General features: G+C 60.7%; 27 protein-coding genes. 9 read left to right on the top strand and 18 right to left on the bottom strand.

The genetic code is table 11. From position 1 onward, the window contains the following. The first annotated feature begins 107 nt into the window (after positions 1 to 107). Positions 108 to 968, top strand: coding sequence for a protein-L-isoaspartate O-methyltransferase family protein (locus H4W29_RS03080; RefSeq protein WP_192727615.1), 861 nt, complete (start codon positions 108 to 110; stop codon positions 966 to 968). A gap of 3 nt (positions 969 to 971) precedes the next feature. Here H4W29_RS03080 and cimA read toward each other — a convergent pair whose 3' ends face one another. From cimA to cysS, 7 genes are all read right to left on the bottom strand, one after another. Continuing rightward, positions 972 to 2,588, bottom strand: coding sequence for a citramalate synthase (cimA, locus tag H4W29_RS03075; protein ID WP_192727614.1), 1,617 nt, complete (start codon positions 2,586 to 2,588; stop codon positions 972 to 974). 30 nt (positions 2,589 to 2,618) lie between these two features. Next, on the bottom strand, positions 2,619 to 3,578 hold the full coding sequence (gene pip / locus H4W29_RS03070; protein ID WP_192727613.1) for a prolyl aminopeptidase: 960 nt from the start codon (positions 3,576 to 3,578) through the stop codon (positions 2,619 to 2,621). Continuing rightward, entirely contained in the window at positions 3,575 to 4,051 is a 477-nt protein-coding gene (locus H4W29_RS03065; protein WP_192727612.1) for a GFA family protein, read from the bottom strand. Before H4W29_RS03065 ends, pip begins: the two co-directional genes overlap by 4 nt. Beyond that, positions 4,048 to 4,536 carry a GFA family protein gene (locus tag H4W29_RS03060; protein WP_192727611.1) on the bottom strand — a complete coding sequence of 163 codons (489 nt, stop codon included), beginning with the start codon at positions 4,534 to 4,536 and terminating at the stop codon, positions 4,048 to 4,050. The genes H4W29_RS03065 and H4W29_RS03060 overlap by 4 nt, the downstream gene beginning before the upstream one ends. Further along, positions 4,533 to 5,012 (bottom strand): GFA family protein, encoded by a 480-nt coding sequence (locus H4W29_RS03055; protein WP_192727610.1) that lies wholly within the window; start codon positions 5,010 to 5,012, stop codon positions 4,533 to 4,535. The genes H4W29_RS03060 and H4W29_RS03055 overlap by 4 nt, the downstream gene beginning before the upstream one ends. Then, positions 5,009 to 5,377: an endonuclease domain-containing protein gene (locus tag H4W29_RS03050; protein ID WP_192727609.1), complete on the bottom strand. Its 369-nt coding sequence runs from the start codon at positions 5,375 to 5,377 to the stop codon at positions 5,009 to 5,011. The genes H4W29_RS03055 and H4W29_RS03050 overlap by 4 nt, the downstream gene beginning before the upstream one ends. A gap of 232 nt (positions 5,378 to 5,609) precedes the next feature. Continuing rightward, a complete protein-coding gene (gene cysS, locus H4W29_RS03045) occupies positions 5,610 to 6,986 on the bottom strand; it encodes a cysteine--tRNA ligase (RefSeq protein ID WP_192727608.1) in 1,377 nt (458 codons plus the stop codon). Between the two features lie 354 nt (positions 6,987 to 7,340). On the opposite strand from cysS, the gene H4W29_RS03040 reads away from it, so the two are divergent. Next, positions 7,341 to 8,081, top strand: a complete 741-nt coding sequence (locus H4W29_RS03040; protein ID WP_192727607.1) for a glycoside hydrolase family 25 protein — start codon at positions 7,341 to 7,343, stop codon at positions 8,079 to 8,081. A gap of 9 nt (positions 8,082 to 8,090) precedes the next feature. On the opposite strand, the gene H4W29_RS03035 is transcribed toward H4W29_RS03040, so the two are convergent. From H4W29_RS03035 to radA, 4 genes are all read right to left on the bottom strand, one after another. After that, a complete protein-coding gene (locus H4W29_RS03035; RefSeq protein WP_192727606.1) occupies positions 8,091 to 8,831 on the bottom strand; it encodes an SDR family NAD(P)-dependent oxidoreductase in 741 nt (246 codons plus the stop codon). Between the two features lie 79 nt (positions 8,832 to 8,910). Then, entirely contained in the window at positions 8,911 to 10,401 is a 1,491-nt protein-coding gene (gene purF, locus H4W29_RS03030; protein ID WP_192727605.1) for an amidophosphoribosyltransferase, read from the bottom strand. A 230-nt stretch (positions 10,402 to 10,631) separates the two neighbouring features. Next, complete coding sequence (locus H4W29_RS03025; protein WP_192727604.1) at positions 10,632 to 11,252, bottom strand: CvpA family protein; 621 nt, start codon at positions 11,250 to 11,252, stop codon at positions 10,632 to 10,634. Positions 11,253 to 11,341: 89 nt separating this feature from the next. Beyond that, on the bottom strand, positions 11,342 to 12,742 hold the full coding sequence (gene radA, locus H4W29_RS03020) for a DNA repair protein RadA (RefSeq protein ID WP_192727603.1): 1,401 nt from the start codon (positions 12,740 to 12,742) through the stop codon (positions 11,342 to 11,344). 140 nt (positions 12,743 to 12,882) lie between these two features. Between radA and H4W29_RS03015 the strand changes: the two genes are divergently transcribed. Then, a complete protein-coding gene (locus tag H4W29_RS03015; RefSeq protein WP_192727602.1) occupies positions 12,883 to 13,518 on the top strand; it encodes a LysE family translocator in 636 nt (211 codons plus the stop codon). Positions 13,519 to 13,521: 3 nt separating this feature from the next. Here H4W29_RS03015 and alr read toward each other — a convergent pair whose 3' ends face one another. Next, positions 13,522 to 14,688, bottom strand: coding sequence for an alanine racemase (gene alr, locus H4W29_RS03010; protein ID WP_192727601.1), 1,167 nt, complete (start codon positions 14,686 to 14,688; stop codon positions 13,522 to 13,524). A gap of 188 nt (positions 14,689 to 14,876) precedes the next feature. Here alr and H4W29_RS03005 point away from each other — a divergent pair, with 188 nt between their 5' ends. From H4W29_RS03005 to H4W29_RS02995, 3 genes are all read left to right on the top strand, one after another. Next, positions 14,877 to 15,698: an AraC family transcriptional regulator gene (locus H4W29_RS03005; RefSeq protein WP_192730656.1), complete on the top strand. Its 822-nt coding sequence runs from the start codon at positions 14,877 to 14,879 to the stop codon at positions 15,696 to 15,698. 69 nt (positions 15,699 to 15,767) lie between these two features. Then, on the top strand, positions 15,768 to 16,472 hold the full coding sequence (locus H4W29_RS03000) for an AzlC family ABC transporter permease (protein ID WP_192727600.1): 705 nt from the start codon (positions 15,768 to 15,770) through the stop codon (positions 16,470 to 16,472). Further along, positions 16,469 to 16,771, top strand: a complete 303-nt coding sequence (locus H4W29_RS02995) for a branched-chain amino acid transport AzlD family protein (RefSeq protein ID WP_192727599.1) — start codon at positions 16,469 to 16,471, stop codon at positions 16,769 to 16,771. Before H4W29_RS03000 ends, H4W29_RS02995 begins: the two co-directional genes overlap by 4 nt. A 25-nt stretch (positions 16,772 to 16,796) precedes the next feature. On the opposite strand, the gene H4W29_RS02990 is transcribed toward H4W29_RS02995, so the two are convergent. After that, positions 16,797 to 18,293 carry a replicative DNA helicase gene (locus H4W29_RS02990; protein ID WP_007820234.1) on the bottom strand — a complete coding sequence of 499 codons (1,497 nt, stop codon included), beginning with the start codon at positions 18,291 to 18,293 and terminating at the stop codon, positions 16,797 to 16,799. A gap of 342 nt (positions 18,294 to 18,635) precedes the next feature. Between H4W29_RS02990 and H4W29_RS02985 the strand changes: the two genes are divergently transcribed. The 3 genes from H4W29_RS02985 to H4W29_RS02975 are packed head-to-tail and all read left to right on the top strand — an operon-like array spanning position 18,636 to position 21,860. Further along, a complete protein-coding gene (locus H4W29_RS02985) occupies positions 18,636 to 19,079 on the top strand; it encodes a MarR family winged helix-turn-helix transcriptional regulator (RefSeq protein WP_192727598.1) in 444 nt (147 codons plus the stop codon). Between the two features lie 10 nt (positions 19,080 to 19,089). Next, a complete protein-coding gene (locus H4W29_RS02980) occupies positions 19,090 to 20,778 on the top strand; it encodes an MFS transporter (RefSeq protein WP_192727597.1) in 1,689 nt (562 codons plus the stop codon). Positions 20,779 to 20,798: 20 nt separating this feature from the next. Beyond that, positions 20,799 to 21,860, top strand: a complete 1,062-nt coding sequence (locus tag H4W29_RS02975) for an HlyD family secretion protein (protein WP_192727596.1) — start codon at positions 20,799 to 20,801, stop codon at positions 21,858 to 21,860. A gap of 53 nt (positions 21,861 to 21,913) precedes the next feature. Here the strand turns inward: H4W29_RS02975 and rplI are convergent, their stop codons facing one another. The 5 genes from rplI to H4W29_RS02950 all read right to left on the bottom strand — a co-directional run bounded on the left by rplI (position 21,914) and on the right by H4W29_RS02950 (position 26,269). Continuing rightward, entirely contained in the window at positions 21,914 to 22,492 is a 579-nt protein-coding gene (gene rplI / locus H4W29_RS02970) for a 50S ribosomal protein L9 (protein WP_192727595.1), read from the bottom strand. Between the two features lie 21 nt (positions 22,493 to 22,513). Further along, on the bottom strand, positions 22,514 to 23,512 hold the full coding sequence (locus H4W29_RS02965; protein WP_210332228.1) for a DUF2232 domain-containing protein: 999 nt from the start codon (positions 23,510 to 23,512) through the stop codon (positions 22,514 to 22,516). A gap of 126 nt (positions 23,513 to 23,638) precedes the next feature. Beyond that, entirely contained in the window at positions 23,639 to 23,887 is a 249-nt protein-coding gene (rpsR, locus tag H4W29_RS02960; protein WP_007531286.1) for a 30S ribosomal protein S18, read from the bottom strand. A 12-nt stretch (positions 23,888 to 23,899) separates the two neighbouring features. Further along, on the bottom strand, positions 23,900 to 24,358 hold the full coding sequence (rpsF, locus tag H4W29_RS02955; RefSeq protein ID WP_007820237.1) for a 30S ribosomal protein S6: 459 nt from the start codon (positions 24,356 to 24,358) through the stop codon (positions 23,900 to 23,902). A 300-nt stretch (positions 24,359 to 24,658) separates the two neighbouring features. Further along, entirely contained in the window at positions 24,659 to 26,269 is a 1,611-nt protein-coding gene (locus H4W29_RS02950) for a peroxidase family protein (RefSeq protein ID WP_192727593.1), read from the bottom strand. Positions 26,270 to 26,354: the final 85 nt, after the last annotated feature.

The raw sequence follows: 26,354 nt of genomic DNA, 5'->3' as shown, positions 1-26,354 counted from the left end.
TTCCGTATTTGTTCTGTTTCTGATCCGCATTAACTTAAGCGGCGTGAATAGGCCAATTCATTTCATTGAATGGAACCGAACCTGCAGGGTCACGAAGAGAGGCAAGCATGGACGAAACCGAACTGACGATCTGCCGCCAAGCCTATGCAACCCAAATGCTGGCGAAGATGGGCATCGTGGACGACGAGCGGCTGCGGCAGGCCTTTGCCACCGTGCCGAGGGAAGATTTCCTGGACCCGCCGCCGTGGCGCATGGCAAGCGGGACCGGCTATCAGGACATGCCGTCGACCGATCCCGTCATCCTCTATCAGGATGTTCTGATCGCGCTGCAGGAGGGAAAGCAGGTCAACAATGGCAGCCCCTCGCTTCATGCGCTCGGCCTCCATTGGCTGGCGCCCCAACCCGGCGAGACAGCCTGCCACATCGGCGCCGGGGGCGGCTACTATACTGCCATGCTGTCGCACCTGGTCGGAAGCGGCGGCCATGTCGCGGCGATCGAATATGACCGGGATCTCGCCGCCCGCGCCGTCGCCAACCTGGCTCCCTATGGCAATGTCGAGGTTGTCTGCGGCAACGGTCTGGAATGGCCGCAATCGCCGACCGACGCCATCTACGTCAATTTCGCGGTCCATAAGCCGGCCGAAACCTGGATCGACAATCTCGCCATCGGCGGCAGGCTGATCCTTCCGCTCTCTGCTCCCTCGCGTGACGGCAACGACAATCTGCGGCCGCGCAGTGCCCGCGGCGGCTTCTTTCTGATCCAGCACACGCCCGAGCATTATCGCGCCCGTTATTTAAGCCCCACCGTCTTCGTCTGGGGCCATGGCGCGAGCGGCACGATCGAGACCTACAGAGTGCTGGAGTCCGCCTTCCGGCAGGGCGGCATGGGAAAGGTCACGCGGCTGCGCTGGAAAGAGCCGAAGCAGGAGGACGAATGGTATTCGGAGGAGGACTGGGGCCTTCTCTGAACCTCACTCGGCCGCGATCTTACCGGCAAGTTGCCGGTTCTTCATCAGCTTGTAGATGACCGAATCCATCAGCGCCTGGAACGAGGCGTCGATGATGTTGTCGGAAACGCCGACCGTCCACCAGCGCACGCCGCTGGAATCGGTGGATTCGATCAGAACGCGGGTAACGGCGTCAGTACCGCCATTGAGGATACGCACCTTGAAGTCGGCGAGCACGAGATCGTCGATCTCATGCTGATACTTGCCGAAGTCCTTGCGCAGCGCAAGGTCGAGCGCATTGACCGGTCCCTCGGCTTCCGCGACCGACATCAGCGTCTGGCCGTCGATGGCGATCTTCACCACGGCTTCGGAGACGATCTTGATGCGGCCGTGAGAATCGAAGCGCCGTTCGATCATCACCCGGAAGCCGTCGATCGAGAAGAAATCCGGAATGGTGCCCATGGTACGGCGCGCCAGAAGCTCGAAGCTCGCATCCGCACCTTCATAAGCGTAGCCGGATGCCTCGCGCTCCTTGACGATCGAGATCAGGAGATCGAGCTTCGGATCGTCCTTGGCGACATCGATGCCGCGACGCCTCAGTGCATTGATGAAATTCGCCTTGCCGCCCTGATCCGAGACCATGACCTTACGGAAATTGCCCACACTTTCCGGCGGCACGTGCTCGTAGGTGCGCGGATCCTTCAAAAGGGCCGAGGCATGAATGCCGGCCTTGGTTGCGAAGGCAGAGGCGCCGACATAGGGCATCTGATGATCCGGCGAGCGGTTGAGCAACTCGTCGAAGGCGTGCGACAGACGGGTAAGATTGGTCAGCCGCTCGGCATCGATCGCCGTTTCGAAACGCGTATTATAGGCGCTCTTCAGCGCCAGCGTCGGGATCAGCGTCACCAGATTGGCATTGCCGCAACGTTCGCCGACGCCATTCAGCGTACCCTGTATCTGGCGAACGCCCGCTTCGACGGCGACAAGCGAATTGGCGACCGCCTGGCCGGTATCGTTATGCGCATGGATGCCGAGACAGTGCCCCGGCACGCCGAAGGCAATCACCGCCTCGACGATGGCGCGCACTTCCGGCGGCTGCGTGCCGCCATTGGTGTCGCAGAGCACCACCCAGCGTGCGCCGTTTTCATAGGCGGTCTTCGCACAGGCCAGCGCATATTCCGGATTGGCCTTGTAGCCGTCGAAGAAATGCTCGCAGTCGACCATCGCTTCCTTGCCGGCGGCAACGGCGGCTTTGACGCTTTCGGCGATGCATTCGAGGTTTTCCTCATTGGTGCAGCCGAGCGCTACTTGCACATGGTAGTCCCAGCTCTTGGCAACGAAACAGATGGCGTCACTGCGCGCCTGCAGAAGGCCGGCAAGGCCCGGATCGTTGGAGGCGGAAACACCGGGGCGTTTCGTCATGCCGAAGGCGACGAAGGCGGCCAGATTCGTACGCTTCTCTGCGAAGAAGGCAGTATCGGTCGGGTTCGCGCCCGGATAACCGCCCTCGACATAGTCGAGCCCGAACTCGTCCAACATGCCTGCAATCGCAATCTTGTCCTCGACGGAAAAGTCGATGCCGGGCGTCTGCTGCCCGTCCCGAAGCGTCGTGTCGAAGAGGTAGATTCTTTCGCGTGCCATAGTGGTGTTTCCTGTCGCCGCTTGCGGCTTTTATTGTTTGCCTGCGAACCGGTCCGTCGCCCGGATCAGCTGGTCGAGAATGCCGGGTTCCGAAAAGGCATGGCCCGCCCCCTCGATCAGGTGGAACTCGGCCTTTGGCCATGCCTTGTGCAGCAGCCAGGCATATTTGGCCGGGCAGGGCATGTCATAACGCCCGTGGACGATGACGCCAGGAATATCCCTCAGCTTGTAGGCATCGCGCAGCAGCTGGCCTTCATCCATCCAGCCGGCATGAACGAAGAAATGGTTCTCGATGCGGGCAAAGGCATAGGCGAACTCGGCTTCCTCGAACTTGCCGCTGGTCGATTTCTCCGGCAGCAGCGTGATCGTTTCACCCTCCCAGATGCTCCAGGCTTGCGCGGCTTCGAGAGCCACGGCGCGGTCCGAGCCGGTCAGGCGCCGATTATAGGCGAGCATCATCTCATGGCGTTCTTCAGGCGGGATGGGTGCGACAAAGCGCTCCCACTTGTCCGGGAACATCTCGGAGACGCCGAACTGATAGTACCAGTCGAGTTCGGCCCGCGTCAGCGTGTAAATGCCGCGCACGACGAGTTCGGAGACCCGTTCCGGATGCTTCTGGGCATAGGCAAGCGCCAGCGTCGAACCCCAGGAGCCGCCAAAGACCTGCCATTTGTCGACGCCGGCCATCTCGCGCAGCTGCTCGATATCGGCAACGAGGTGCCAGGTCGTGTTGGCCTCGAGGCTCGCATGCGGGGTAGACTTGCCGCAGCCGCGCTGGTCGAAGAGCATGACGTCATAAAGCTTGGGGTCGAACACCCGGCGATGCGCGGGCGAAATGCCGCCGCCCGGGCCCCCATGCAGGAAGACCGCGGGCTTTGCGCCCGGCGTGCCGCAGCGCTCCCAATAGATCACATGGCCGTCGCCGACCTCGAGATGGCCGGAAGCATAGGGTTCGATTTCCGGATAGAGCGTGCGCAGCACTTCGGTCATATCTTCACGCCTTTTGCGGGCCAGACAGCGGTATCGTGGTCGGGATGCTGGAAGGAAATGATCGCCTCCTGCCGGGAATAGAAATCCGGGTCCTTATGAACCGGCGCCTCGAAGATCGTCTCGACCCAGGGCAGGCGAGCATCGTAGTTGACCTGGATCTGTGGCGCGAGGTCGCTCCGGTCGTCGAAAGTACCGATCGCAAGCTCCAGCCCGCCCGGATGACGATAGGTCATCGGCGTGCCGCAATCCCGGCAGAAGCCGCGCTCGATATTGACCGAGGACTGGAAATAGGCCGGTTCACCGCGCGACCATTCCATGCCCTCTTCCGGTGCCGTCACCAGAGCTGAGAAGAAGCCGCCGAACTGCTTCTGGCACATGCGGCAATGGCAGATGGACGGGCGCCCGAGCTTGCCTGTTATGCGGAAGCGTACGGCGCCGCACTGGCAGCCGCCTGTTCTCGTCGTCTCTGTCATGGATGAACTCCTGAAGGCCAGTGGGATGTATCGTGGTCGGGATGCTGGTGATTGCTCGCCGCAATCCCGTCCTCGCGATCGGTTGTTTCCGGTTCCGGCTCGACAGGCAAGCCATCGAGCGCATGAAACCAGACCATTTTACTGTCGAGATTGGATTGCATGACCGGTTTCACCGCCTGCGGATCGTCGAGCGAGCCGAGCGTGATGTTGATGGAGTCGGCATCGGGAATGTCGTAGAAAAGCGGCGTGCCGCAATCGCCGCAGAAGCCGCGCCGCACGAGGCCGGAGGAGTGGAACCATTTCGGCTCGCCACGCGTCAGCTCGAAATCCACCCGCATCACCCCTGCAAGCGGCAGGAAATAATTGCCGGCCGCCTTCTGGCACATGCGGCAATGGCAGACATGCGGATAGCCAAGCTCGCCGCGCGCCCGGTAACGAACCGCGCCGCATTGGCATCCGCCGCTCTGTTCCGCCTTTGCCGTCATGCGTGATCCTCCGGCGGCCACACCGGCGTATCATGGTCGGGGTGCTGATAGGACACGATCTGATGGAGGAAGGAACCGGCAGCGAGGTCCGCTTCGGTTCGTTCTCCCGGCAGTTCGTGCAGATGATCGACGAAGCCGATCTTGCCTTCCACCCCCCACTGAATGGTCGGCGGCAGCAAAGACGGGTCGTCGAACGCGCCGGCCGCAACCGCCATGCCGTCGGGCGCCTCATAGGTCAGCGGCGTGCCGCAATCGCCGCAGAAGCCGCGGTTGACGAAATTCGAAGACCGGAAGGTCTTGCGCTGCCCTCTGGTCCATTCGAATTCCATTCCGCGTACGGAAACCAGCGGCGCATAATAGGCGCCGAACGCCTTCTGGCACATGCGGCAGTGACAGATCGAGGAATCCTGCGGCGTACCCCGCGCCCGGAACCGGATCGCTCCGCATTGGCAGCCGCCGGTGTAGGTGTTGGTCATGGCAGATCCTTTCCGATGGTGCGGATGATGTGGCTGCATACGTTGTCGATATCTTTGAGAATATCGTCATTCCAGAAGCGCAGGACGGTCCAGCCGTCGAGTTGCAGGCGCTGAGTGCGGGCGTTGTCGTAGGAGCTGTTCTCCGTAAGCCCATGCTGCGAGCCATCTACTTCGACAATCAGGCGATGGGTTGGGCAGGCGAAATCAACGATATAGCCGGCAATCGGCAATTGCCTGCGGAAGCCGAGACCCATCAGACGGTGGGCACGAAGTTCGTTCCAGAGCTTCAGTTCGGCATCGGTCATAGCTTTGCGCATCCGCCGGGCGTTCGCCCGCCGCTGCGGGGGAACCGGTGTATGTGACATGTCCAGTCTCTCGCTCTCGGCTACACCCCCCTCTGCCCTGCCGGGCATCTCCCCCACAAGGGGGGAGATTGGCAAGACGCGACAGCGTCGCCAAATCTCGCGGGTGTACCGAGCAGTTGTCGCCAAACGATAGGGATGATTAGGGCGAGTGGGCGCACCCAGCCAATCTCCCCCCTTGTGGGGGAGATGCCCGGCAGGGCAGAGGGGGGTATGTCTTGCCACCCAAACCATTCTAACGCTTGAGCTCCCATGTCGTCACCCGTTCACCCGTCGCCGGATCCTTGCCGTCCTTGAGCTGGATGCCCTCGGCGGCAAGCGTGTCGCGGATCTTGTCGGCCTCCGCGAAGTTCTTCGCCTTGAGCAATTCCAACCGCGCTTTGACCCGCGCATCGATTTCCGCCGCCACAGCCTCATCGATCTCGGTCTTCTTCGGCAGCACGCCGAGCAGGGCGGCACTGGCGGCAAAGACGGCGGGCTCGCCGGATTGTGCCAGCGCATGCAATGCCTGGACGGCCGCGACCGTATTGAGGTCGTCGGCCAGTGCATTCAATACGGTCTCGTCCGGCTTGGCATTGCCGGGCTCGGCGGCCGGCCATTTGGCAAGCAGCCGCTCGGCTTCCTCCAGCCGCTTGACCGAGAAGTCGATCGGCTCGCGGTAATGCGTCATCAGCATCGCAAGGCGCAGCACTTCGCCCGGCCACTGGCGGCCTGCGAACGTCTCCGTGTGCAGCAGCTCGTAGATGGTGACGAAATTGCCTTCTGACTTTGACATCTTGCGGCCTTCGACCTGCAGGAAGCCGTTATGCATCCAGACATTCGCCATCACGGCGGTGCCATGGGCGCAACGCGACTGGGCGATCTCGTTCTCATGGTGCGGGAAGATCAGGTCCAGCCCGCCGCCGTGGATGTCGAAGACGTCGCCGAGATAGCGCCCGCTCATCGCCGAGCACTCGATATGCCAGCCCGGACGGCCGCGGCCCCACGGGCTTTCCCAGCCGGGCTCGTTCTCGTCGGACAATTTCCAGAGTACGAAATCGCCCGGGTTTTTCTTGTGCGCATCGACAGCGACGCGCGCGCCCGCCTGCTGTTCGTCGAGGTTGCGCTTGGAAAGCTGACCGTAATCGGCCATCGACTTCGTATCGAACAGCACTTCGCCTGACGCCTGATAGGCATGGCCGCGCGAAATCAACCGCTCGATGATCTCGATCATCTCAGCGATATTGTCGGTGGCGCGCGGCTGCACTGTCGGCTCGAGCGAGCCGAGTGCCACGGCATCGTCGAGGAACTGCTTCTCGGTCTTTTCCGTGACCGCCCGGATCGCTGCATTCAGCGCCAGGCCCGGATAGTCGCGCAGCGCCCGCGCGTTGATCTTGTCATCGACATCGGTGATGTTGCGCGCATAGGTGACGTGGTTTTCGCCGTAGACATGGCGCAACAGGCGGAACAGCACGTCGAAGACGATGACCGGTCGCGCATTGCCGATATGGGCGTAATCATAGACCGTCGGGCCGCACACATACATGCGGACGTTTTCGGCATCGATCGGCTTGAAGACCGATTTCTCCCGCGTCAGCGTATTGTACAGCTTCAGTTCTGGCGTGCCGCCCATTTCACTCTCCTAAAATGCATATGCAGAAAATACCACCACCGGCAGGCCGGGGCGTTTCGCATCTTGGACATTTGGGAGACGAAAACGGCCAGGCCAGCTTTGGGCTAGCGAATAATCTTCCGGCAAATAATGCAGGTAACCGTTTTCATGACGCGTTTTATGGCGCGGGATCGGAGTTTGGTCAAGAGGGGCGAGGGGCCATCCGGCGGCAGTTCGGCTGAGGCATCCAATGCGTGGGCCGAAAGGACGAGGGGCCGGCAAAGATACGGTGCATACGCTGAGGCTTCCGCCATTTTGGCGGCGCAAATCGCGTCTAACAGCGGACACCGTCAAAAATTACTGGGGGAGCGGGGGATGGTCCGGTGGGCGACAGGAGCGACCGCAATTCTGATGGTCGCATTCGCTGCATATTTCGCATACGATTTTGGAATGCTTCGCTTCAACAACCCGTCCCTGACCCGTTATCCGATCCAAGGCATCGATGTCAGTCATCACCAGGGTGCCATTGATTGGAGGACCGTGGCCGCGCAGCCGAACGTGCGTTTCGCGATCATGAAGGCGACCGAAGGCGGCGATCATAGGGATTCCCGGTTCGCCGAGAACTGGCAGCGTGCCGGAGATGCGGGGCTGGTCAGGGGCGCCTACCATTTTTTCACCTTCTGCCGCCCAGGCAGGGATCAGGCGCAGAATGTCCTCGCGACCGTGCCAAAGGCGACGGGAGCTCTGCCCATCGCCGTCGATCTGGAGTTTGTCGGCAATTGCAACAAGGTACCGACGCTCGAGGAAATGGCGACGGAAGTGAACGCCTTCGTCACCGAGCTGAAAGGCAGTTTTCCCGAAAAGCCGATTTTTTACGTCACGCCGGAATTTTATGATCAATATCTGAAGGGTAACGAAGCCCGCTTTCCCGATCATTACCTCTGGCTGCGAAGCGTGTTCAAGGAGCCTGCGCAGGAAGGTTGCCGTCGTTGGTCAATCTGGCAATTTGCCGATAACGGCACATTGGACGGCATTCAGGGGCCAGTGGACCTCAATGCACTATGCCCATCAGAAACGGGCTTCGAACATCTCTTCCCAACCGTTGCTGCAAACTGAGAACTCCGCCTATCCCGGCAGATGATAATCCACCAGCTTGTTCTCTCGCACGATGAACAGCTTGCCCGTCTCGGTCACACCAGGCCCGACCAGCGGCAGGATCGCCTTTGCCACTTCGGAGGGGTGCGGCAGGCTCATCGGATCTTCGCCGGGAACTGCCTGAGCCCGCATCGCCGTGCGCGTGGCACCCGGGTCAACGCTGGTAATACGCAGCGGCGTCGTCTGCGTCTCCCCGGCCCAGGTGCGGGCAAGCGCCTCGACGGCGGCCTTGGAGGCGGAATAGGCGCCCCAGAAGGGACGGCACTTGTGGGCTGCACCCGAGGACATGATGACGGCGCGGCCGGCATCCGAGCGGGTCAGCAGCGGATCGACCGAACGGATCAGCCGCCAGGTTGCATTCACATTGATGTTCATAACCCTCTCGAAGACCTTCGCCTCGATATGGCCGATCGGCGAGATGACGCCGAGCACACCGGCATTGGCAACGAGAATGTCGAGCTTGCCCCAGCGCTCGAAGATCGAGCCGCCGAGACGATCGATTGCCTCCATATCGGCGAGATCGAAGGGCACGAGGGTGGCGGAACCGCCGACAGCCTTGATGGCATCGTCGAGCTCTTCCAGGCCGCCAACGGTGCGGGCGCAGGCAATCACATGCGCGCCGGCCTTGGCGAGTTCGAGGGCGGTGAAATAGCCGATGCCGCGTGATGCGCCCGTCACCAGCGCGATCCTGCCTTCAAGATTGATGTTCATCTGCCCCGGCTCCGGATGTGCTTGAAAAGATAAGGGGCGCAATAAGCGCCCCAGATAGGAAAGTCAAAGCGGAAGCGGCTCAGCCGTTGCTGGCAAGCATGGAAATCTTGTTACCCATGGACTCGCCGTTCTTGTCGAGCAGGCGGGTCGGATAATCGCCGGTGAAATAATGGTCGGTGAACTGCGGGCGGGCCGGGTTGCGGTCTTCACCGCCGACGGCACGATAGAGGCCGTTGATCGACAGGAAGGCGAGCGAATCGGCACCGATATACTTCGCCATGGCTTCGACATCGGCATACTGGTTTGCGAGCAGCTTGTCGGCGTCGGGCGTGTCGATGCCGTAGAAATCCGGGAAGAAGATCATCGGGCTGGCCACACGGATATGCACTTCCTTGGCGCCGGCTTCACGGATCATCTGGACGATCTTCAGCGAAGTCGTGCCGCGAACGATGGAATCGTCCACCAGCACCACGCGCTTGCCTTCGATCATCGCGCGGTTGGCGGAATGCTTCAGCTTCACGCCGAAGGCGCGGATCTGCTGGGTCGGCTCGATGAAGGTGCGGCCGACATAGTGGTTGCGGATGATGCCGTATTCGAAGGGAATGCCGCTTTCCTGCGCATAGCCGAGCGCAGCCGGCGTGCCGCCATCGGGAACAGGCACGATGACGTCGGCATCGACGGGCGATTCCTTGGCGAGGTTCATGCCCATGTTTTTGCGCGTCGTATAGACGTTGCGGCCACCGACGACCGAATCCGGACGGGCGAAATAGACATATTCGAACAGGCAGAGGCGTTCCGGCTGGGGCTTGCTGGGCTTGCGCGCATCAATGCTGATCGAACCATCAGGCTGGATTTCGCATATGACGACTTCACCATTCTCCACGTCGCGGATGAACTTCGCGCCTATGATATCGAGCGCGCAGGTTTCCGAGCAAAAGATCGGCTTGCCGTCGAGTTCGCCCATGACCAGCGGGCGGATGCCGGTGGGGTCGCGCGCCGCGATCAGTTTGGTGCGCGTCATGGCGAGCATCGAATAGCCGCCTTCCATCTGGCGGATGGCATCGATGAAGCGATCAGCGGTGGACGTATGGCGGGAGCGGGCGATGAGGTGAAGGACGACTTCGGTATCTGAGGTCGACTGACAGATGGCGCCGGTTGCGATGATCTGGCGGCGCAGCGTCAGGCCGTTGGTGAAGTTGCCGTTATGGGCAATGGCGATACCGCCTTCTTCCAGTTCGGCAAAGAGCGGCTGCACGTTGCGCATCGCCACTTCGCCGGTCGTGGAGTAACGCGTATGGCCCATCGAAATGCTGCCGGGCAGGCGGGCAAGCGTCATCGGATTGGTATAATGGTCGCCGACGAGGCCCATATGGCGTTCCTGATGGAAGCGCTTGCCGTCGAAGGAGACGATACCGGCCGCTTCCTGCCCGCGATGCTGCAGGGCGTGGAGGCCGAGCGCCGTCAGCGCCGCAGCATCGTCATGTCCCAGAATTCCGAAAACGCCGCATTCTTCATGCAGCGTATCTCCGTCGAGCGGATCGTCAATCGGGAAGGAATGGGACTGGTTCATTTCTGCGGGCCTCTGCTCTCACAAGAATGGATCGGCTTTTCCAGGTGCATGATACCGGAAATCTCTGAGCTTTCCGATAGGTTCATGCTGAACGTTACTGCCTCAAAACCCGCTTGCGGGCTCTGAAACGGCTGAGGCCCGGCAGAGCGGAATGCCCGGCCAGACCTTTGGTCTTACGTCCCGCTCAAATGGCAATTGCCAGGCCGCGGGTCAAGCGAGTGAACACTGCGTCAATTAGATGGCTGCTGTGCGCCATTGGTAGGCGCGGGTGCTGCGTCTTCCGCCGGAGCCTGATCGCTGGCCGGCGCATTTTCTTCCGTCGGCTTCGCGCCGCCAAGCTTCTCGGTGATGCTCTTCTGGATCATCTGGGCGAATTCATCCGGCAGGACTGCCTGCAGGCGAACGACGAGAGAATCCAGGAACGGCTTCGATTTGGCATTGTTGACCCATGCCGGGCGGTGATCGGCATCGACCAGCCAGTTCCAGAAGGCAACGGCGACGACGAGCAGAAGTATGCCGCGCGCAGCACCGAAGAGGAAGCCCAAAGTACGGTCGAGCGCGCCGATGCGGCTGTCGATAATGAAATCGGCGATCTTCATCGTGATGAAGGAGATGACGATCAGCGCGATCAGGAAGACGACGGCCGCCGACCCGACGATGGCAATGCGGTCATCGTCCGTATACTTCTTCGCGTAAGGCACGAGATAAGGGTAGAGATAGTAGGCGGCAGCTGCAGATCCGCCCCAGCTCGCGATCGAAAGGACTTCGCGCGAAAAGCCGCGGACCATTGCCAGAACGGCGGAGAAGAGCACGACGCCGATGACAATACCGTCGAAAATCGTAATGGGCATATAAATTCCACTCCAGACTGCCGCCTTGCGGGCCGCGTCGCGCCTTGTTTGGCAGATCCTATAGCATCCCCGCTATCAGTGATGAAGGATCAAACGTCTTCTTCCACACGCTGCAACGCCCCTTTCGAGCCGGCAATGCGCGCTACCAGATCCGGCAGGCTCTCAATCTCGCTCCAGCGACCGCTGCCCTTTGGCAGTTCGGCGGAGCCCGATGGCAGAAGAGCCGCTGAAAACCCTAGCTTTTCGGCTTCTTTAAGGCGCTGGGCGGTTTGCGCAACCGGCCGGACGGCGCCCGACAGACTGACTTCGCCGAAATAGACGCAATCAGCCGGAAGGGCAATACCGGCCAGCGATGAAACGAGGGCCGATGCTACGGCAAGATCGGCGGCCGGCTCGGAGATGCGGAAGCCGCCGGCAATGTTGAGATAGACGTCATGCTGGCCGAGCCGCACGCCGCAATGGGCCTCCAGAACCGCAAGGATCATCGACAGGCGCGCAGAGTCCCAGCCAACGACCGCGCGCCGCGGCGTGCCGAGCGAAGTCGGGGCTACTAGTGCCTGCACCTCGACAAGCACGGGCCGCGTGCCTTCCATGCCGGCAAAGACGGCGGCACCCGGCGATTTCTCGTTGCGCTCGCCGAGGAAGAGTTCGGAGGGGTTGGCGACTTCGCGCAGTCCCTTGTCCGACATTTCGAAGACGCCGATTTCATCGGTCGGCCCGAAGCGGTTCTTGACCGTGCGCAGGATGCGATAGTGATGGCCGCGGTCACCCTCGAAATAGAGCACGGCATCGACCATGTGCTCGACCACGCGCGGGCCGGCGATCTGGCCGTCCTTGGTCACATGGCCGACGAGCACCATGGCCGCGCCCGTCTGCTTGGCAAAACGGATCATCGACTGCACGCCGGTGCGCACCTGCGTGACCGTACCCGGCGCGGATTCTGCGAGCTCGCTCCAGAGCGTCTGGATGGAGTCGATGATGACGAGATCAGCGCGTTTGCCCTCGGCCAGTGTTGCCAGAATATCTTCGACATTGGTCTCTGCCGCCAGCATCACATCCGTGTCGGCCGCATTCAGTCGCTGGGCGCGCAGTCGCACCTGCGCCACAGCCTCTTCGCCCGAAACGTAGATGATCTTGTGCCCGCGCCGGGAAAGGGCGGCCGCCCCTTGCATGAGCAGCGTCGACTTGCCAATGCCGGGATCGCCGCCAACGAGCACGGCCGAACCGCGCACGAAGCCGCCGCCCGTGACGCGGTCGAGCTCGGAGATGCCGGTATGGATGCGCGGCGCTTCCTCGATCTCGCCGGACAGGGCGGTCAGTGCGACCGGCCGGCCCTTCTTCGGCGTCTTGGCCGGTCCGCCGCCGATGCCGCCCATCGGGTCTTCCTCGACGATGGTATTCCACTCGCCGCAATTGTCGCATTTGCCGGCCCAGCGGTTATGCACCGCGCCGCAGCTCTGGCAGATGAATTGTGTTCTGGCCTTGGCCATCAATGACTGCTTTCACGTGGAGCCGCCTGGCGGCCGAATCGGTTTCGCCCTAGATAATGGCTTCCTGCACCGATCAAAACTAATGATTTTCCTATCAGTGGCCGGACTGGCAGCATCAGCAGGCTCTCAAAGGGTAGGCCATGCTCGATTATTCGCTCGCTCACTGGATCGGTTTTTTGACCGCGGCGGTTCTTTTGAACATCTCGCCCGGTCCGGACATGGCCTTCATCCTCGGCCATACGGTGAAGAGTGGCACGCGCGCCGGCTTCGCTGCCGTCTTCGGCATCTGGACGGGCGCCTGCATCCATGTGCTTCTTGCCGCTTTCGGCCTGTCGGCGATCCTTGCCGCCTCAGCAATCGCCTTCTCCACCGTCAAATGGGTGGGCGCGATCTATCTCGTCTGGCTCGGCATTCAGGCGCTACGCTCGAGAGGCGAGGGCGGCTTCGTGCGCGCGGCGGGCGAAACGCTCGCCTGGCAGCGCATCTATCGACAGGGCGTGCTTGTCTCGCTGCTCAATCCGAAAGTAGCGATCTTCTTCCTCGCCTTCCTGCCGCAATTCGTTGTGGAGGGCGCTGGCCCTGCATGGCTGCAACTTGCCGTTCACGGCGGCCTGATCATTGTGGTGGCCTTTTTCATCGAGCCGCCGTTGATCCTTGCGGGAGGGCGGCTTGCCGATCTCTTCAGGCGCAATGCCAGGATCGGCCTCTGGCTTGACCGTGGCCTTGGTGCACTGTTCGTGGCGCTTGGCGTGCGCCTCGCGCTCACCACTCGCTAGAGACTATTCCTCGTCCATCTCGTACTTGCGCTCGTGGCGCAGGCCGATGCTGGTCAGCATCTCGTAGCCGATCGTACCCGCAGCCTTGGCCGCGTCGTCCACGAGGATATTCTTGCCGAAGAGCTCGATATAGTCGCCGGCACGAACTGCATTTTCCGGCAGGTCGGTTACGTCGAAGATCGTCTGGTCCATCGTGATGCGGCCGGCGACCGGTACCTTACGGCCGGCAACGAAGCCCTGTCCGCCCTGCGGCACGGCCTGGCGCAACGGCACGCCGTCGCTCGACTGGCTGCGCATATAGCCATCGGCATAACCGGCCGAAACGATCGCCAGCCGGCTGTCGCGCGTCAGCTGCAGCGCCCGCCCATAGCTGACGGATTCACCGGCCTTGACCGTGCGGATCTGGATGATGCGCGCCTCGGCGGTCGCCACCGGACGCATCGGGTTTGCCATGCCGTTGACGGCCTGCCCGCCATAGAGCGCGATGCCCGGCCGGGTGAGATCGAAGTGATAGTCATCCCCGAGGAAGATGCCGCCGGACGCCGCAAGGCTTGAATCGATACCTTCATAGGCGGCGCTAACCGTCCGGAATGATTCAAGCTGCTGCTTGTTCATGTCAGAGGAATGATCGTCGCCGCAGGCAAGATGGCTCATGACGAGAACGGGAGCGAAACTCGCCGGCCGCGACACGTCGTTAGCGAGCGCAATCGCCTCGTCCATCGTTAGGCCAAGCCTGTTGAAGCCGGTATCGACATGCAAAGCGCATGGATAATCGCCATAGTCGGCAAGCACGGCCATCCAGAACGCAAGCTGCTCTTCCGAAGAGATGATCGGCACGAGATCGTTTTCGAAAAAGCGCCGCTCGGTGCCCGGCCAAATGCCGGCAAGAACGAAGATGCGTGCCTCAGGTGCAAACATGCGCAATGTCACACCCTCATCGACGGTCGCCACGAAGAAATCCCGGGCGCCGGCAAGATAGAGCGCTTCTCCGGCATCCTCGATCCCCATCCCGTAGGCATCCGCCTTGACGACAGCGGCCGTGCGCGCCTTTCCGGAGCGGCGCGCCATATCCCGCCAGTTGTCGGCCAGCGCCGTCAGATCGACGGTCAGCCGCAGGCCGGCAGAAGCGAAAAGGTCGTCGTCTTCGAAGGGGATGGAAAAATCTGTCATGAATCGCCGTACTGAAAGGGAAAGGAAAATGCTGCCAATACTCTAGAGGCCATTGTGGCAAAGAGAAAGCACGGGCGGCGAGATACCCGCCTTTCCCACATACGATCACTTTTGTTCAAGACGTAGGGCGGTTGGCGCGCTAATCTGCCTGGATGCAGAACGTTTCGCAGAAAGAGGCGGCAGACGCCATGCCACTCGCCAAGGTGGAATCGGCCCGCTTCTGGCGGGATAGCCGTTTTCGCGACATGGAGTGCCTGAGCGCCAGTTTTCTCACGCACGAATACGCGCCGCACGCCCACGATACATTCAGCATCGGCGCGATCGAAAGCGGCAGCCAGATCGCGACCCTGAGCGGAAGGCGGGAAGAAACCGGACCGGGAGACCTCTATCTGATCGATCCCGGTGTCGTGCATGACGGCGCTCCGGGCGGTGAGGGTTATCGCTACCGGATGATCTACCCGGATACGAAACTGTTCATCGATATTCTGGAGGACGTCACCGGCAAGGCCTTCAACGCGACGCCGTCCTTTGCCAGGGCGCTGCCGTGTGATCCGCAGCTTGCCAAAGCCTTTCACAACGCGCACCGCACGCTTGAAAGTGGAGCGGGCGCACTGGAATCCGATGAAAGCATGTTCTCGGTGCTGGCTGCGATCTTCGCCCGCTACGGCAGCACGATCGTCCTGCCTATCGATACCAAGGAACGCAGCGCCGTCGCCCGTGCCCGCGATTACCTGATCGAGAATTTCGACTGCGATGTCGGTCTCGAGGAACTGGCCACAGTGGCGGGGCTAAGCCGCGCCCATCTGATCCGCGCTTTCCGCAGGGAATATCACATCACCCCACACGCCTTCCTGACGGACCGGCGCGTGCTCGTCGCCCGTCGGTTGCTGAGGGAGGGCCGCATGCCGGCCGATGTCGCCGTTGAATGCGGCTTTGCCGATCAGGCGCATTTCACCCGCCATTTCAAATCGCGCACCGGCGTCACCCCCGGCCAGTTCCGCGTCGGCTAATCACTTTCGTTCAATACAGGCTTCCATGGCTCCGCTACTTCTCCGCCCATCTTGATGTGGAGATTGCCAATGTTGCAGCAAAACCGGCCAGCCGGCGAATTTCTTGCCGGAATGCGAGCCATTTTCCCATTGATCATCGCGGTCCTGCCGATCGGACTCGTCTTCGGCGCAGTCTCGGCGACCAAGGGTCTCTCGGCCGTGGAAACGACGTTGATGAGCGCGCTCGTCTTTGCCGGCGGCTCGCAATTCGTGGCGATGGATATCTGGACGCATCCGGCAAGCTGGATCGGCGTCGGCTTTGCCGCCTTGCTCGTCAATATCCGCCACGTGCTGATGAGCGCCTCGATTGGCACGAAGATGCAATCCTTCTCCGGCATCAAGCGCTATATCGCCATGCTGTTCCTCGCCGATGAGCTCTGGGCCATGGCGGAATTCCGCGCCGGCAGCACGCGTCTGACCCCGACCTGGTATGCAGGCATCGTCATGCCCTTCTACCTCACCTGGGTCGGCTCATCGCTTGCAGGTGCGCTGCTCGGCGCCTTTCTCGGCGATCCCGCCATCATCGGGCTCGACTTCGCCTTTCCGGCCGTCTTCATCGTGCTGGTCATGGGCTTCTGGAAGGGACCGGAAACCGGCGCGGTGCTTGCCGCAAGCGGGATTGCGGCCGTTGCCGTCCACCAGTTTGTGCCAGGTGTCTGGTATATCGCAGCCGGGGCGCTGGCGGGGCTGGCAATGGCCCTCTGGAGAGGCAGGGCGCGGGAGCAGGCGGCATGACGCTCGATCTCAACACACTGCTTGCCATCCTCGCCATGGCTGCCGCGACGATCTTCACCCGCATCAGTGGCCTTGTGCTGATCCGCTATGTGGAAATTGATGAGAACAGGCGAACGGCAATCGAAGCCATTCCACCGGCCGTGCTGATGGCTGTCATTGCCCCGACAGCCTTTGCTACCGGCTGGGCGGAGACGCTGGCATGTGCGGTCACTGCAATTGCTGCGCGCCGCCTGCCGATGCTCGCAAGCGTTGTTGTCGGCGTCGCGACAGCGGCCTTGTCGCGGGCAGCAGGCTTCTGAAAGAAATTGACGCGGAAAGCCCGCGTCAATGTTCCTCATACTGGGTAAAGGATGGGTCGGCGAGATCGGCGAAGCGCGTGAATTCCGACTGGAAGGCGAGCTTCACCGTGCCGGTCGGTCCGTGGCGCTGCTTGGCGATGATGACATCTGCCGTGCCCTTCACCTTGTCGAACAGCGCTTCCCATTCCGGATATTTCGGATCGTGGATATCGCGCGGTTCCATGTTCTTCACGTAATATTCTTCGCGGAACACGAAGAGCACGACGTCGGCGTCCTGCTCGATCGAGCCCGATTCACGAAGGTCGGAAAGCTGCGGGCGCTTGTCTTCGCGGCTTTCGACGGCACGCGAGAGCTGGGACAGCGCGATGATTGGCACGTTCAGTTCCTTGCCGAGCGCCTTGAGGCCCGTGGTGATCTGGGTGATTTCCTGAACGCGGTTTTCGTTGGATTTGCCGGAGCCGGTCATCAGCTGCACGTAGTCGACGACGAGCACGTCGAGACCGCGCTGGCGCTTGAGACGGCGGGCACGCGCCGAGAGCTGGGCGATCGAGATACCGCCGGTCTGGTCGATGAACAGCGGCACTTTCTGCATCATCATCGAGCAGGCGACGAGTTTTTCAAAATCGGCATCGTTGATGTCGCCGCGGCGGATCTTCGAGGAGGAGACTTCCGTCTGCTCGGAGATGATACGCGTGGCGAGCTGTTCGGACGACATTTCGAGCGAGTAGAAGCCGACGACGCCGCCGTTCTTGGCCTTCATGCTGCCATCGGACTGCACTTCGCCTTCGTAGGCCGCCGCGATGTTGTAGGCGATGTTGGTCGCAAGCGAGGTCTTGCCCATACCCGGACGGCCGGCGAGCACGATCAAGTCCGACCGCTGCAGGCCACCCATCTTGGAATCGAGCGAATGGATGCCGGTGGAAATGCCGGAGAGGCCGCCGTCGCGTTCCTTGGCAACGGCCGCCATGTCGATGGCGAGCGCTACGGCATCGTTGAACGCCTGGAAGCCGCCATCGTAGCGGCCGTTTTCGGCAAGTTCGAAAAGACGGCGCTCGGTATCTTCGATCTGCGCCTGCGGCGGCATGTCGAGCGGCGCGTCGTAGGCGATATTGACGACATCCTCGCCAATGGTGATCAGCGCGCGGCGGATCGCCAGGTCATAGATCGCCCGACCATAGTCTTCGGCATTGATGATCGTCACGGCGCCGGTGACGAGACTGGCGAGATATTGCGAAACGGTGATGTCGCCGACCTTTTCGTCAGCCGGCAGAAAGGTCTTGACCGTAACCGGGTTGGCGATTTTGCCCATGCGGATGATGTCGCCGGCGACTTCGAAGATCTTTCGGTGCAGCGGTTCGTAAAGATGCGTGGGCTTGAGGAAGTCCGACACCCGGTAATAGGCGTCGTTATTCATCAGGATGGCGCCGAGCAGCGCCTGTTCGGCCTCGATGTTGTTCGGCGCTTCGCGATAGTGCTGCTCTGCAGGAGCAACGGCGGCAATCTTTCGTGCAGCTTCGTTCATCGTCATCCGTACTGTCTTTTTTCCAAAACCCGGATTTGCAGGGCCAACTAGGCAAAATCAAGTGTCTGACTGCAACAGGTCCCAAGCGGACATCAAATTGGCCGCACTGTACACAGTGTTCGACTTCTCCACAGTCGGCGGACCGGCCAAGAAGAAATACCCGGAGTGTCACCTGCAGGACACGCCGCCGTCGCGACTCACTTCGCCATCCCGCATCTGATCATCTTAGCGCCGCCGATTGAACGGCGCAGCAAAAAAGCCGGGCAACGAACAGCTTGCAAAAAAGCTTCTCTTGGAATATAAGCATATATATAATTAGTGCACTAATCAATTGGTGGAAACGTGTCGAATAAAGTTCTCGGACGTGAACTCATTGAAGATATTTCCGCTTTTGGCCGTAAGCTGAGGGCAGTTTTCGATGGGCTGGTGAAAGAGCGAAGCATGACGCTTCCGCGCATCCGCGTCTTCATCATGCTGATCAGGAAGGATGGGATCAGTCAGAAGGAGCTTGCCGACAAGTTGGAGCTTGAGACGCCCACACTGGTGCGCATCCTCGATACGATGGAAGGGCAGGGCTTCGTAGTGCGCAGAGTGGCGGGATCCGACCGTCGCGCCAAGGAGATCCACCTGACGGAAACCGGCAGGCAGGCGGCCGAAGAGTTCGAAGATTTCGCCTGGGATATCCGCAATCAGATTCTGGCCGGAATCTCCGAGGCCGACCTCAGAACCGCACTCGCTGTTGTCAGGCAGATGCAGGCCAACCTGCAGACCGTGCGCGCCAGCTGAAGAGTGTAGAATGAGCGTGGCACGGACAATTCAGGAAACGGCAAACGACAATGCTGCCCAGGCTGCGCCGGCGCAGGAGCAGACTGCCGCCGCGCCTCAACCAACCCCGCCGCCAGTGTCGCAGCCAATGCCGGCCTGGAAGATGGCGCTCTACATGGCCTCTTCGGTACTGTTCTTCCTGACGCAGGGCCTTGGCATGAACCTCGTCACGGCCAATATCTACCAGTTGCAGGGGTCCTTCTCGGCCACGACGACGGAGATCTCCTGGCTTTCCGCCGCTTATATGGCGCCTTATGCCAGCTTCGCGATCGCGCTCTTCAAGATCCGCACGCAATATGGCCTGCGCCGCTTCGCCGAATTCTCGATCATCTGTTTCGTCATCGCCTCGATCCTCAATCTGCTGGTAACAGATCTGCATTCGGCGATCGTCATCCGCGCCGTCAGCGGCATGGCGGCCGCACCGCTCTCCACCATAGGTTTCCTTTATATGCTGGAGGCCTTTCCGCCAGCGAAAAAGCTGTCTCTTGGTTTGAGCCTTGCGCTGATGAGCACGCTTTTTTCGGCACCGCTTGCGCGCATCATTTCGCCGTCATTGATCGATCTCGGTGGTTGGAGCGCGCTCTACACCTTCGAAATGGCGCTGGCGCTGATCGCGCTGCCGGTCATCTACATCCTGCCGCTAACGGCCCCGCCGCGCGCCAAGGTGATCCAGTCGCTCGATATTCTGAGCTATCTCCTGTTGGCAATCGGCTTCGGTTGCCTTGCTGTTTTTCTGACCCTCGGCCGGCTTTACTGGTGGCTGGAGGTACCCTGGCTCGGCCTCGTGCTGGCTGTCGCCATCGGCGCGCTGACGCTCATGTGCCTCATAGAGATTCCGCGCAAAAACCCGATGATTGATCTCGCGTGGATGTTGTCAGGCCCTAACCTGCGTATGGCAGGCGTCCTGCTGCTCTTCCGTTTCGTCTCGTCGGAACAGTCGACGACATCAGCCAATTTCTATCAGCAGCTTGGGCTTCTCAACGATCAGACCGTTCACCTCTATGGGATCATCCTGCTGGCGTCGCTCGCCGGCGGACTTTTCTGTTCTTTCCTGATGCTGACTAAATATGTCGAGACGGCGCATTTCCTGGCGCTGGTGCTGATCGCATCAGGCGCCTGGCTCGATAGCCAGGCGACAAGCCTGACGCGGCCCGAGCAGATGTATTTCAGCCAGGCGATGGTGGCTGCAGGCGCCGCCATGTTCCTCCCGCCCGTCATGTCGAAAGGCTTTGGCGCTGTGCTCGCCAAAGGCATGCAATATGTCGTGAATTTTCTCGTCATCTTCCTCTTCACGCAGAGCATCGGTTCGCTCTTCGCCTCCGCCGTGCTCGGCACCTTCGTGACGATCCGCGAGAAGTTTCATTCCAATGCGCTGGTCGAGCACATCCTGCTGACAAACCCGATCGTCGCCCAGCGCGTCCAGCAGCTTGCTGGCGCCTATGGCAAGGTCATCACCGACAAGACGCTGCTCAATGCAGAGGGGCTTTCACTCCTGTCGCAGCAAGTGACGCGCGAAGCCTATATCCTCGCCTATAACGACGCTTTTTACGTCATCTTCATCGCCTCGCTGATCGGCCTGGCGATCCTTCTTCTCCATCAGGCCTTTGACAGGCTGATCCGGCCGCTTCTGCCGGAGCCGGAGCCGGCCATGCAATCCTGACATTCGACAGAGTGATAGCCATGTTCAAATTTCTTCGCTCCCCGGCAATAACAGTCACGCTCCTTGCAGGTGCAGCCGGCATCCTGCTCGTCCTTTATGCCTGGCGCCTGCCGCCCTTCGCCACATCGGTCGAGACGACCGACAACGCCTATGTGCGCGGTTACGTGACGTTGATGAGCCCGCAAGTCAGCGGCTATGTCGTCGACGTGCCGGTCAAGGATTACCAACAGGTCAAGCAGGGTGCGGTGCTCGCAAAGATCGATGACCGGATCTATGCGCAGAAGGTGGCGCAGGCGCGTGCAGCGCTCGATGCCCAGAAAGCCTCACTTGCCAATTCGCATCAACAGGAGCTTTCGGCCAACGCCAACATCAACTCGGCCGAGGCGCAGATCGACAGCGCCAATGCTGCCCTGAAGCGGGCAGAGCTTGCCTCCAACCGCATACAGAACCTCGGCGATCGCGGTATTGCCTCGACCAGCGAAACTGAACAGGCGCAATCGACGCTGGATCAGGCAAAAGCGTCCGTTCATCAGGCTGAAGCAGCGCTCGAAGTCGCCAAGCAGAGTCTCGCCGCCATAATCGTCAACCGGGCCTCGCTGGAGGCCAATGTCGTCGGCGCCGAAGCCGCCGTCCATCTCGCAGAAATCGACCTGCAGAATACCGCGATTACCGCGCCGCGAGACGGCCATCTCGGTGAAGTCGGTGTTCGCATCGGCCAGTATGTCGCTGCCGGCACACAATTGATGGCCGTTGTTCCCGATGATGTCTGGGTGGTCGCCAATTTCAAGGAAACCCAGCTTGGCGGCATGAAGGTCGGCCAGCCTGTGGTAATCTCTGTCGATGCGCTGAACCGGCGTGAGCTCAAGGGGCATATCGAGCGTTTCTCGCCTGCCGCTGGCTCCGAATTCGCAGTTATCAAGCCTGACAATGCGACGGGCAATTTCACCAAGATCGCTCAACGCGTCGGCGTCAGGATCGGCATTGACGATGATCAGCAGATCGCCGAGCTCGCACCCGGCCTCTCTGTCGTTGTCCATGTCGACAAGAGTGCTGAACCGCTGCGCCAGACGTCAGAGAATTAGACAAAAAAAGCCCGGCGGGAGGCCGGGCTTTCCGTTCCGTCTGAAGACAGAAATTATGCTTCGTCTTCGTCGAGGCCGTCGGCTTCCGGATCGAAGAAGTCTTCCGGACGCAGCGCGTCTTCGTCAACGCCGTAGATGGCATCGACAGAGGTAAGCTCTTCGCCCTTGGACTGACGCTCGGCTTCCTCGGTGGAGCGGGCAACGTTCAGCTCAACATTGATTTCAACTTCGGCATGAAGCTGAAGCTCGACCTTGTGCAGGCCGATCGCCTTGATCGGCGTGTTGAGGTGAACCTGGTTGCGGGCGATGTTGAAGCCTTCGGCAGCCAGAATGTCGACGACGTCACGGGCAGCGACGGAGCCGTAGAGCTGGCCGGTTTCGCCGGCAGAGCGGACGACGATGAAGGACTTGCCGTCGAGAACGTCGGCTACCTTCTGAGCTTCGGACTTGCGCTCGAGGTTACGGGCTTCGAGCGTTGCGCGCTCGGATTCGAAACGGGCCTTGTTGGCAGCGTTGGCGCGCAGTGCCTTGCCGAGCGGCAGGAGGTAGTTGCGTGCGAAGCCGTCGCGAACCTTTACGGTTTCGCCCATCTGGCCGAGCTTGGAGATGCGTTCGAGGAGGATGACGTCCATGGTGTTTTTCCTTTCTTGTTCTCAGATTTCGCTATCGGGTTGTTTGGGGGCGTCGGCATCCTTGGTCGGGGTCAGGGCGATCGCCTTGCGGGTATCGGCGAGACCAAGCACGAGGATGAAAAGGGCTGGCAGCATCATGGTGCATGCCAGGTAGCTCAGGATGAGGGCCGGCAAGCGCCAGTCCTTGCCGCGCGTGCGGAAATGCAGGGCGGCGAAGCCGGACATCAGGAAGCCGGCGCCGAAGGCTCCGACGACCGTGGCGCCGATCATCGCCGGAATGCCGCCCATGAAGGTGGCGGCAAGACCGGCGAGGAAGATGAAGATCGAATTGCGGTTCATGCGCAGCGACGAGGGGATATCCTCGCGCGGGCGCAGGCTTTTACCGGAAGCGACAACGATGCGCGTCGCGATGTAGTAGGCGGCAAACAGCATCACCACCCAGATGCCGCCCTGTATTGCAGGCAACATCAGAACGACGAGCGACTTCGTCTGCGCGGTCGCGACCGGATCCGGAACGAATGTCGGCTGCTGCTCCTGCAGCGAGGCCATCAGCACATCGACCATCTGGTCGGTGATCTCAGGCCCGTAGCCGATCATGATGCCGGTCACGATGACGGCGAAGGTGACGAGACCGCAGAGATGCAGCAGGATATCGGACAGCGGATACCAGGCGAGCAGATTGTCGGGGCCGCCGAGTTCGGAGGCCGGGCGCGCAAGGTTCGCAAGGTGGCTCAGCCAGCCTGCCGGCAGCAGCGTCACCAGCGTCATGACGAGCGCAAACGATGGGGAGATGAAGATCGCGCCGAGTGCTGCGGCGGTGACAACGGCCGAAATCGCGGCCGCATTGCCCCAGCCGAGGCCGACGAGCAGGATGGGAAGCGCGGAAGCGGCGTAAAGCACCGCACTGAACGACGGCTGCATGCTCGCGCCAAGCACCAGCAAGGCGGCGGTCAATCCGGCGAGTGCGCCGATCGCAAGCGTTTTCGGGTTCAGTTTTGTCACTTCGCTGTCCTGCTTCATCAAGCAGTTAGAGGGTTTCCCTGAATCGATCCGGGAGATGCCTCAACATGGGTTTTAAGGTTCCGATCCGCGCCCATCGCGGAAGGGAGGAAGCCCCGGATCAGAATCCGGGGCTTCGATATCAAATTAGGCTACGACGTACGGCAGCAGGCCGAGGAAGCGTGCGCGCTTGATCGCCTGGGCGAGTTCGCGCTGCTTCTTCTGGGAAACGGCCGTGATGCGGGACGGAACGATCTTGCCGCGCTCGGAAATGTAGCGCTGCAGGAGACGGACGTCCTTGTAGTCGATGCGCGGAGCGTTTGCACCGGAGAACGGGCAGGTCTTGCGACGACGATGGAACGGACGACGGACCGGAGCGGAGGAAGATTCAGACATTCTTATTTCTCCTTATGCACGGTCTTCGCGGGGAGCGCGGTCAGGGCGCGGGCCACGCTGGAAGTCGCCGTCACGGCGCGGCGGACGATCGCCGAATTCGCGGCGCGGGCCACGGTCGCCGCCTTCACGCGGGCCACGGTCGTCGCGGTCGCGCTTCTGCATCATGGCAGACGGGCCGTCTTCGTGCTTTTCAACAGCGATGGTCATGTAGCGAAGAACGTCTTCGCTGATGCGCATCTGGCGTTCCATTTCCTGGATCGCAGCTGCCGGTGCATCAATGTCCATCAGGGCGTAGTGAGCCTTGCGGTTCTTCTTGATGCGGTAGGTGAGGGACTTGAGACCCCAGTTTTCGATACGCCCGACTTTACCGCCGTTTGCTTCGATCACGCCCTTGTACTGTTCTACGAGGGCATCGACCTGCTGCGACGTGATATCCTGTCGGGCAAGGAATACATGTTCATAAAGAGCCATGACAGCTTTGCCTTTCTTGCGTTGATCAGAACCCGGCATTCGGCGGCTAAGCCTCAACGACTGCTCCTGAGAGGCGATAAGCGCCAAGCAAGAAAAGCGTTTCCGAGACGGTCGAGAGCGGAGACACGGGAGGCTGGAACGCTTCCGTTCCGAACGGCTCGCATGAAGCAAACCGGCCCTCCGTTCAGCCACCAGCCAGAAGACCGGGTTAACGAACAGGCGCGCTTATACGGATTTTTGCGCGAAAGGCAAGCGCATATGGCAGAAAAGCCAGTCACATGCGCTTGCGAGGCTCTTATCTCAGGCTGTCACAGGCTGAGGAGGGGCCGGTTGAGCAACGAAGAAAAGCGAGCCATCAAAGGGCAGACCGGACATCCTGACAATGGCCGGAAGCCCCCATTCGGGATTGCCCTTGTTCCCACCGTCTTCATTGAACGGCTGGCCTTTCAGCAGTGGATCTTCATCCGGTTCCCACAGGGGCTGCTGGTTGAACCAGGATAACGGATCGCCTTTCAATATGCCGGCGAATGTAGCGCAGACGATAATCGAGCCGACATCTCCCAGGTGGTTGCCGCCCGCCTGTTCGGCTTCCTTCAGTATATAATACCAGAGTGTAGCCGGTTCTTTGTCGGTCAGGGGTATGACGGGCACGCCAAGATGGCGGGCGACATCAGCACCGGCCGGCAGCTTCATGCGCACACCGCGTGTCAGGTTGCGGGCAGCCAGGACATTCAGAACCTTGGTGGGATCCGCCGGCGATTGTGGATCTTCCGACAGGAACATCAGTGCATTCGAAAGCTTCGTGTCGATCTTGCGGGCGCGCTGCGGAAAGTTCTGCACGGAACTGTTCATTTGCAGGAACCAGTCCCACTGCAGAACGCGCCGGACTTCAAGTGGTCTGCCGCTGATAAGATCGCCTGAATGATCCTTGTTGAAGATTGGGAAGAAGGTGCCGACGCCCGCCGGCGGCTTGCGGACGTTCGTCTGATAGGCGTTGCGGACCATCGAATGGCCGAAGCGGTAAGCCGCAACGGAAAATTCGAGCGGCATGAAGGGCTGGTTTTTCCAGGAATAGACGTCGTCATATCCTGCTTTCCAGATATGCCGGCCGTCGGGCTGTTTCTTGCGGGAGAGCGCGGCATTGTGCACGCCCTTGTCGGTGATGCGCATCAGGAAATCATTCCACACGATCCATTGATACAGCCAGCGCAATGTCTTGCGTGCCTGATTGAAGGCTTCCACTTTTGAGATCGATGGCGTCTTGGAAATGGCGATGTCCACAAGCTTGTTGTGGGCGAGGGCAAAGGCGAGATGGATTTGTGCGACGATGGAGTTCTCGTCGTTTCGAGGGTCACCGATCAGGGCCTTGCCCTCGCTGTTGCGCTGTAGGTCGAAGAGTTTTCCGTCCAGCGCACCAAGATCGGCACCTGTTATCTGTGTGACGAGCAGCTTGCCGGTAAAAGCCCCTGTCGTACTGTCGTGTTGATAGAGGTGCGGCTGGGCATCCGGGCCCAGCCCGTAAAGACAGTCGAGGTCGAGTCTCGGCGTACGGAAATTATGGAGACGGTTGGGGTCGAGCTCGGCGTCGCTGAGCGGTGTCACATCGAGTGTCAGATCGTGATCGATGAACTGGCCAAAATAGACATAGCCGGATGGCATGGCTGAATTCAGCGGCGCGTTCGGGTTGCCTGCGTCGGGCGTGGTGTCGTTGGAGATGATCTCTTCCGGCCGCTTGCCCGGAAATTCGACCATGTTATCGGATGCGAATTTCAGGAAATGCTCTTCAAGCTGGTGATCGGGTATGCCTTCCGGCGCCCAGGGATCGAGGTCCGCAAATATGCGGCCGAAGCCGCCTTGATAGAAGCGCGAGCGGGGCGCTGTCACTTCGAAGTTCTTGCTTCCGTGATGCATGATATCCCCCATGAAAGAGACACAATACCTGTGCCCGGCGGCGGGGAGTATGTATTTAAACAATATATAATTCAACTATAAATTA

The organism is Rhizobium viscosum (assembly GCF_014873945.1).
Classification (GTDB): domain Bacteria; phylum Pseudomonadota; class Alphaproteobacteria; order Rhizobiales; family Rhizobiaceae; genus Rhizobium; species Rhizobium viscosum.
This window is presented reverse-complemented; position numbering and strand designations above follow the sequence as displayed.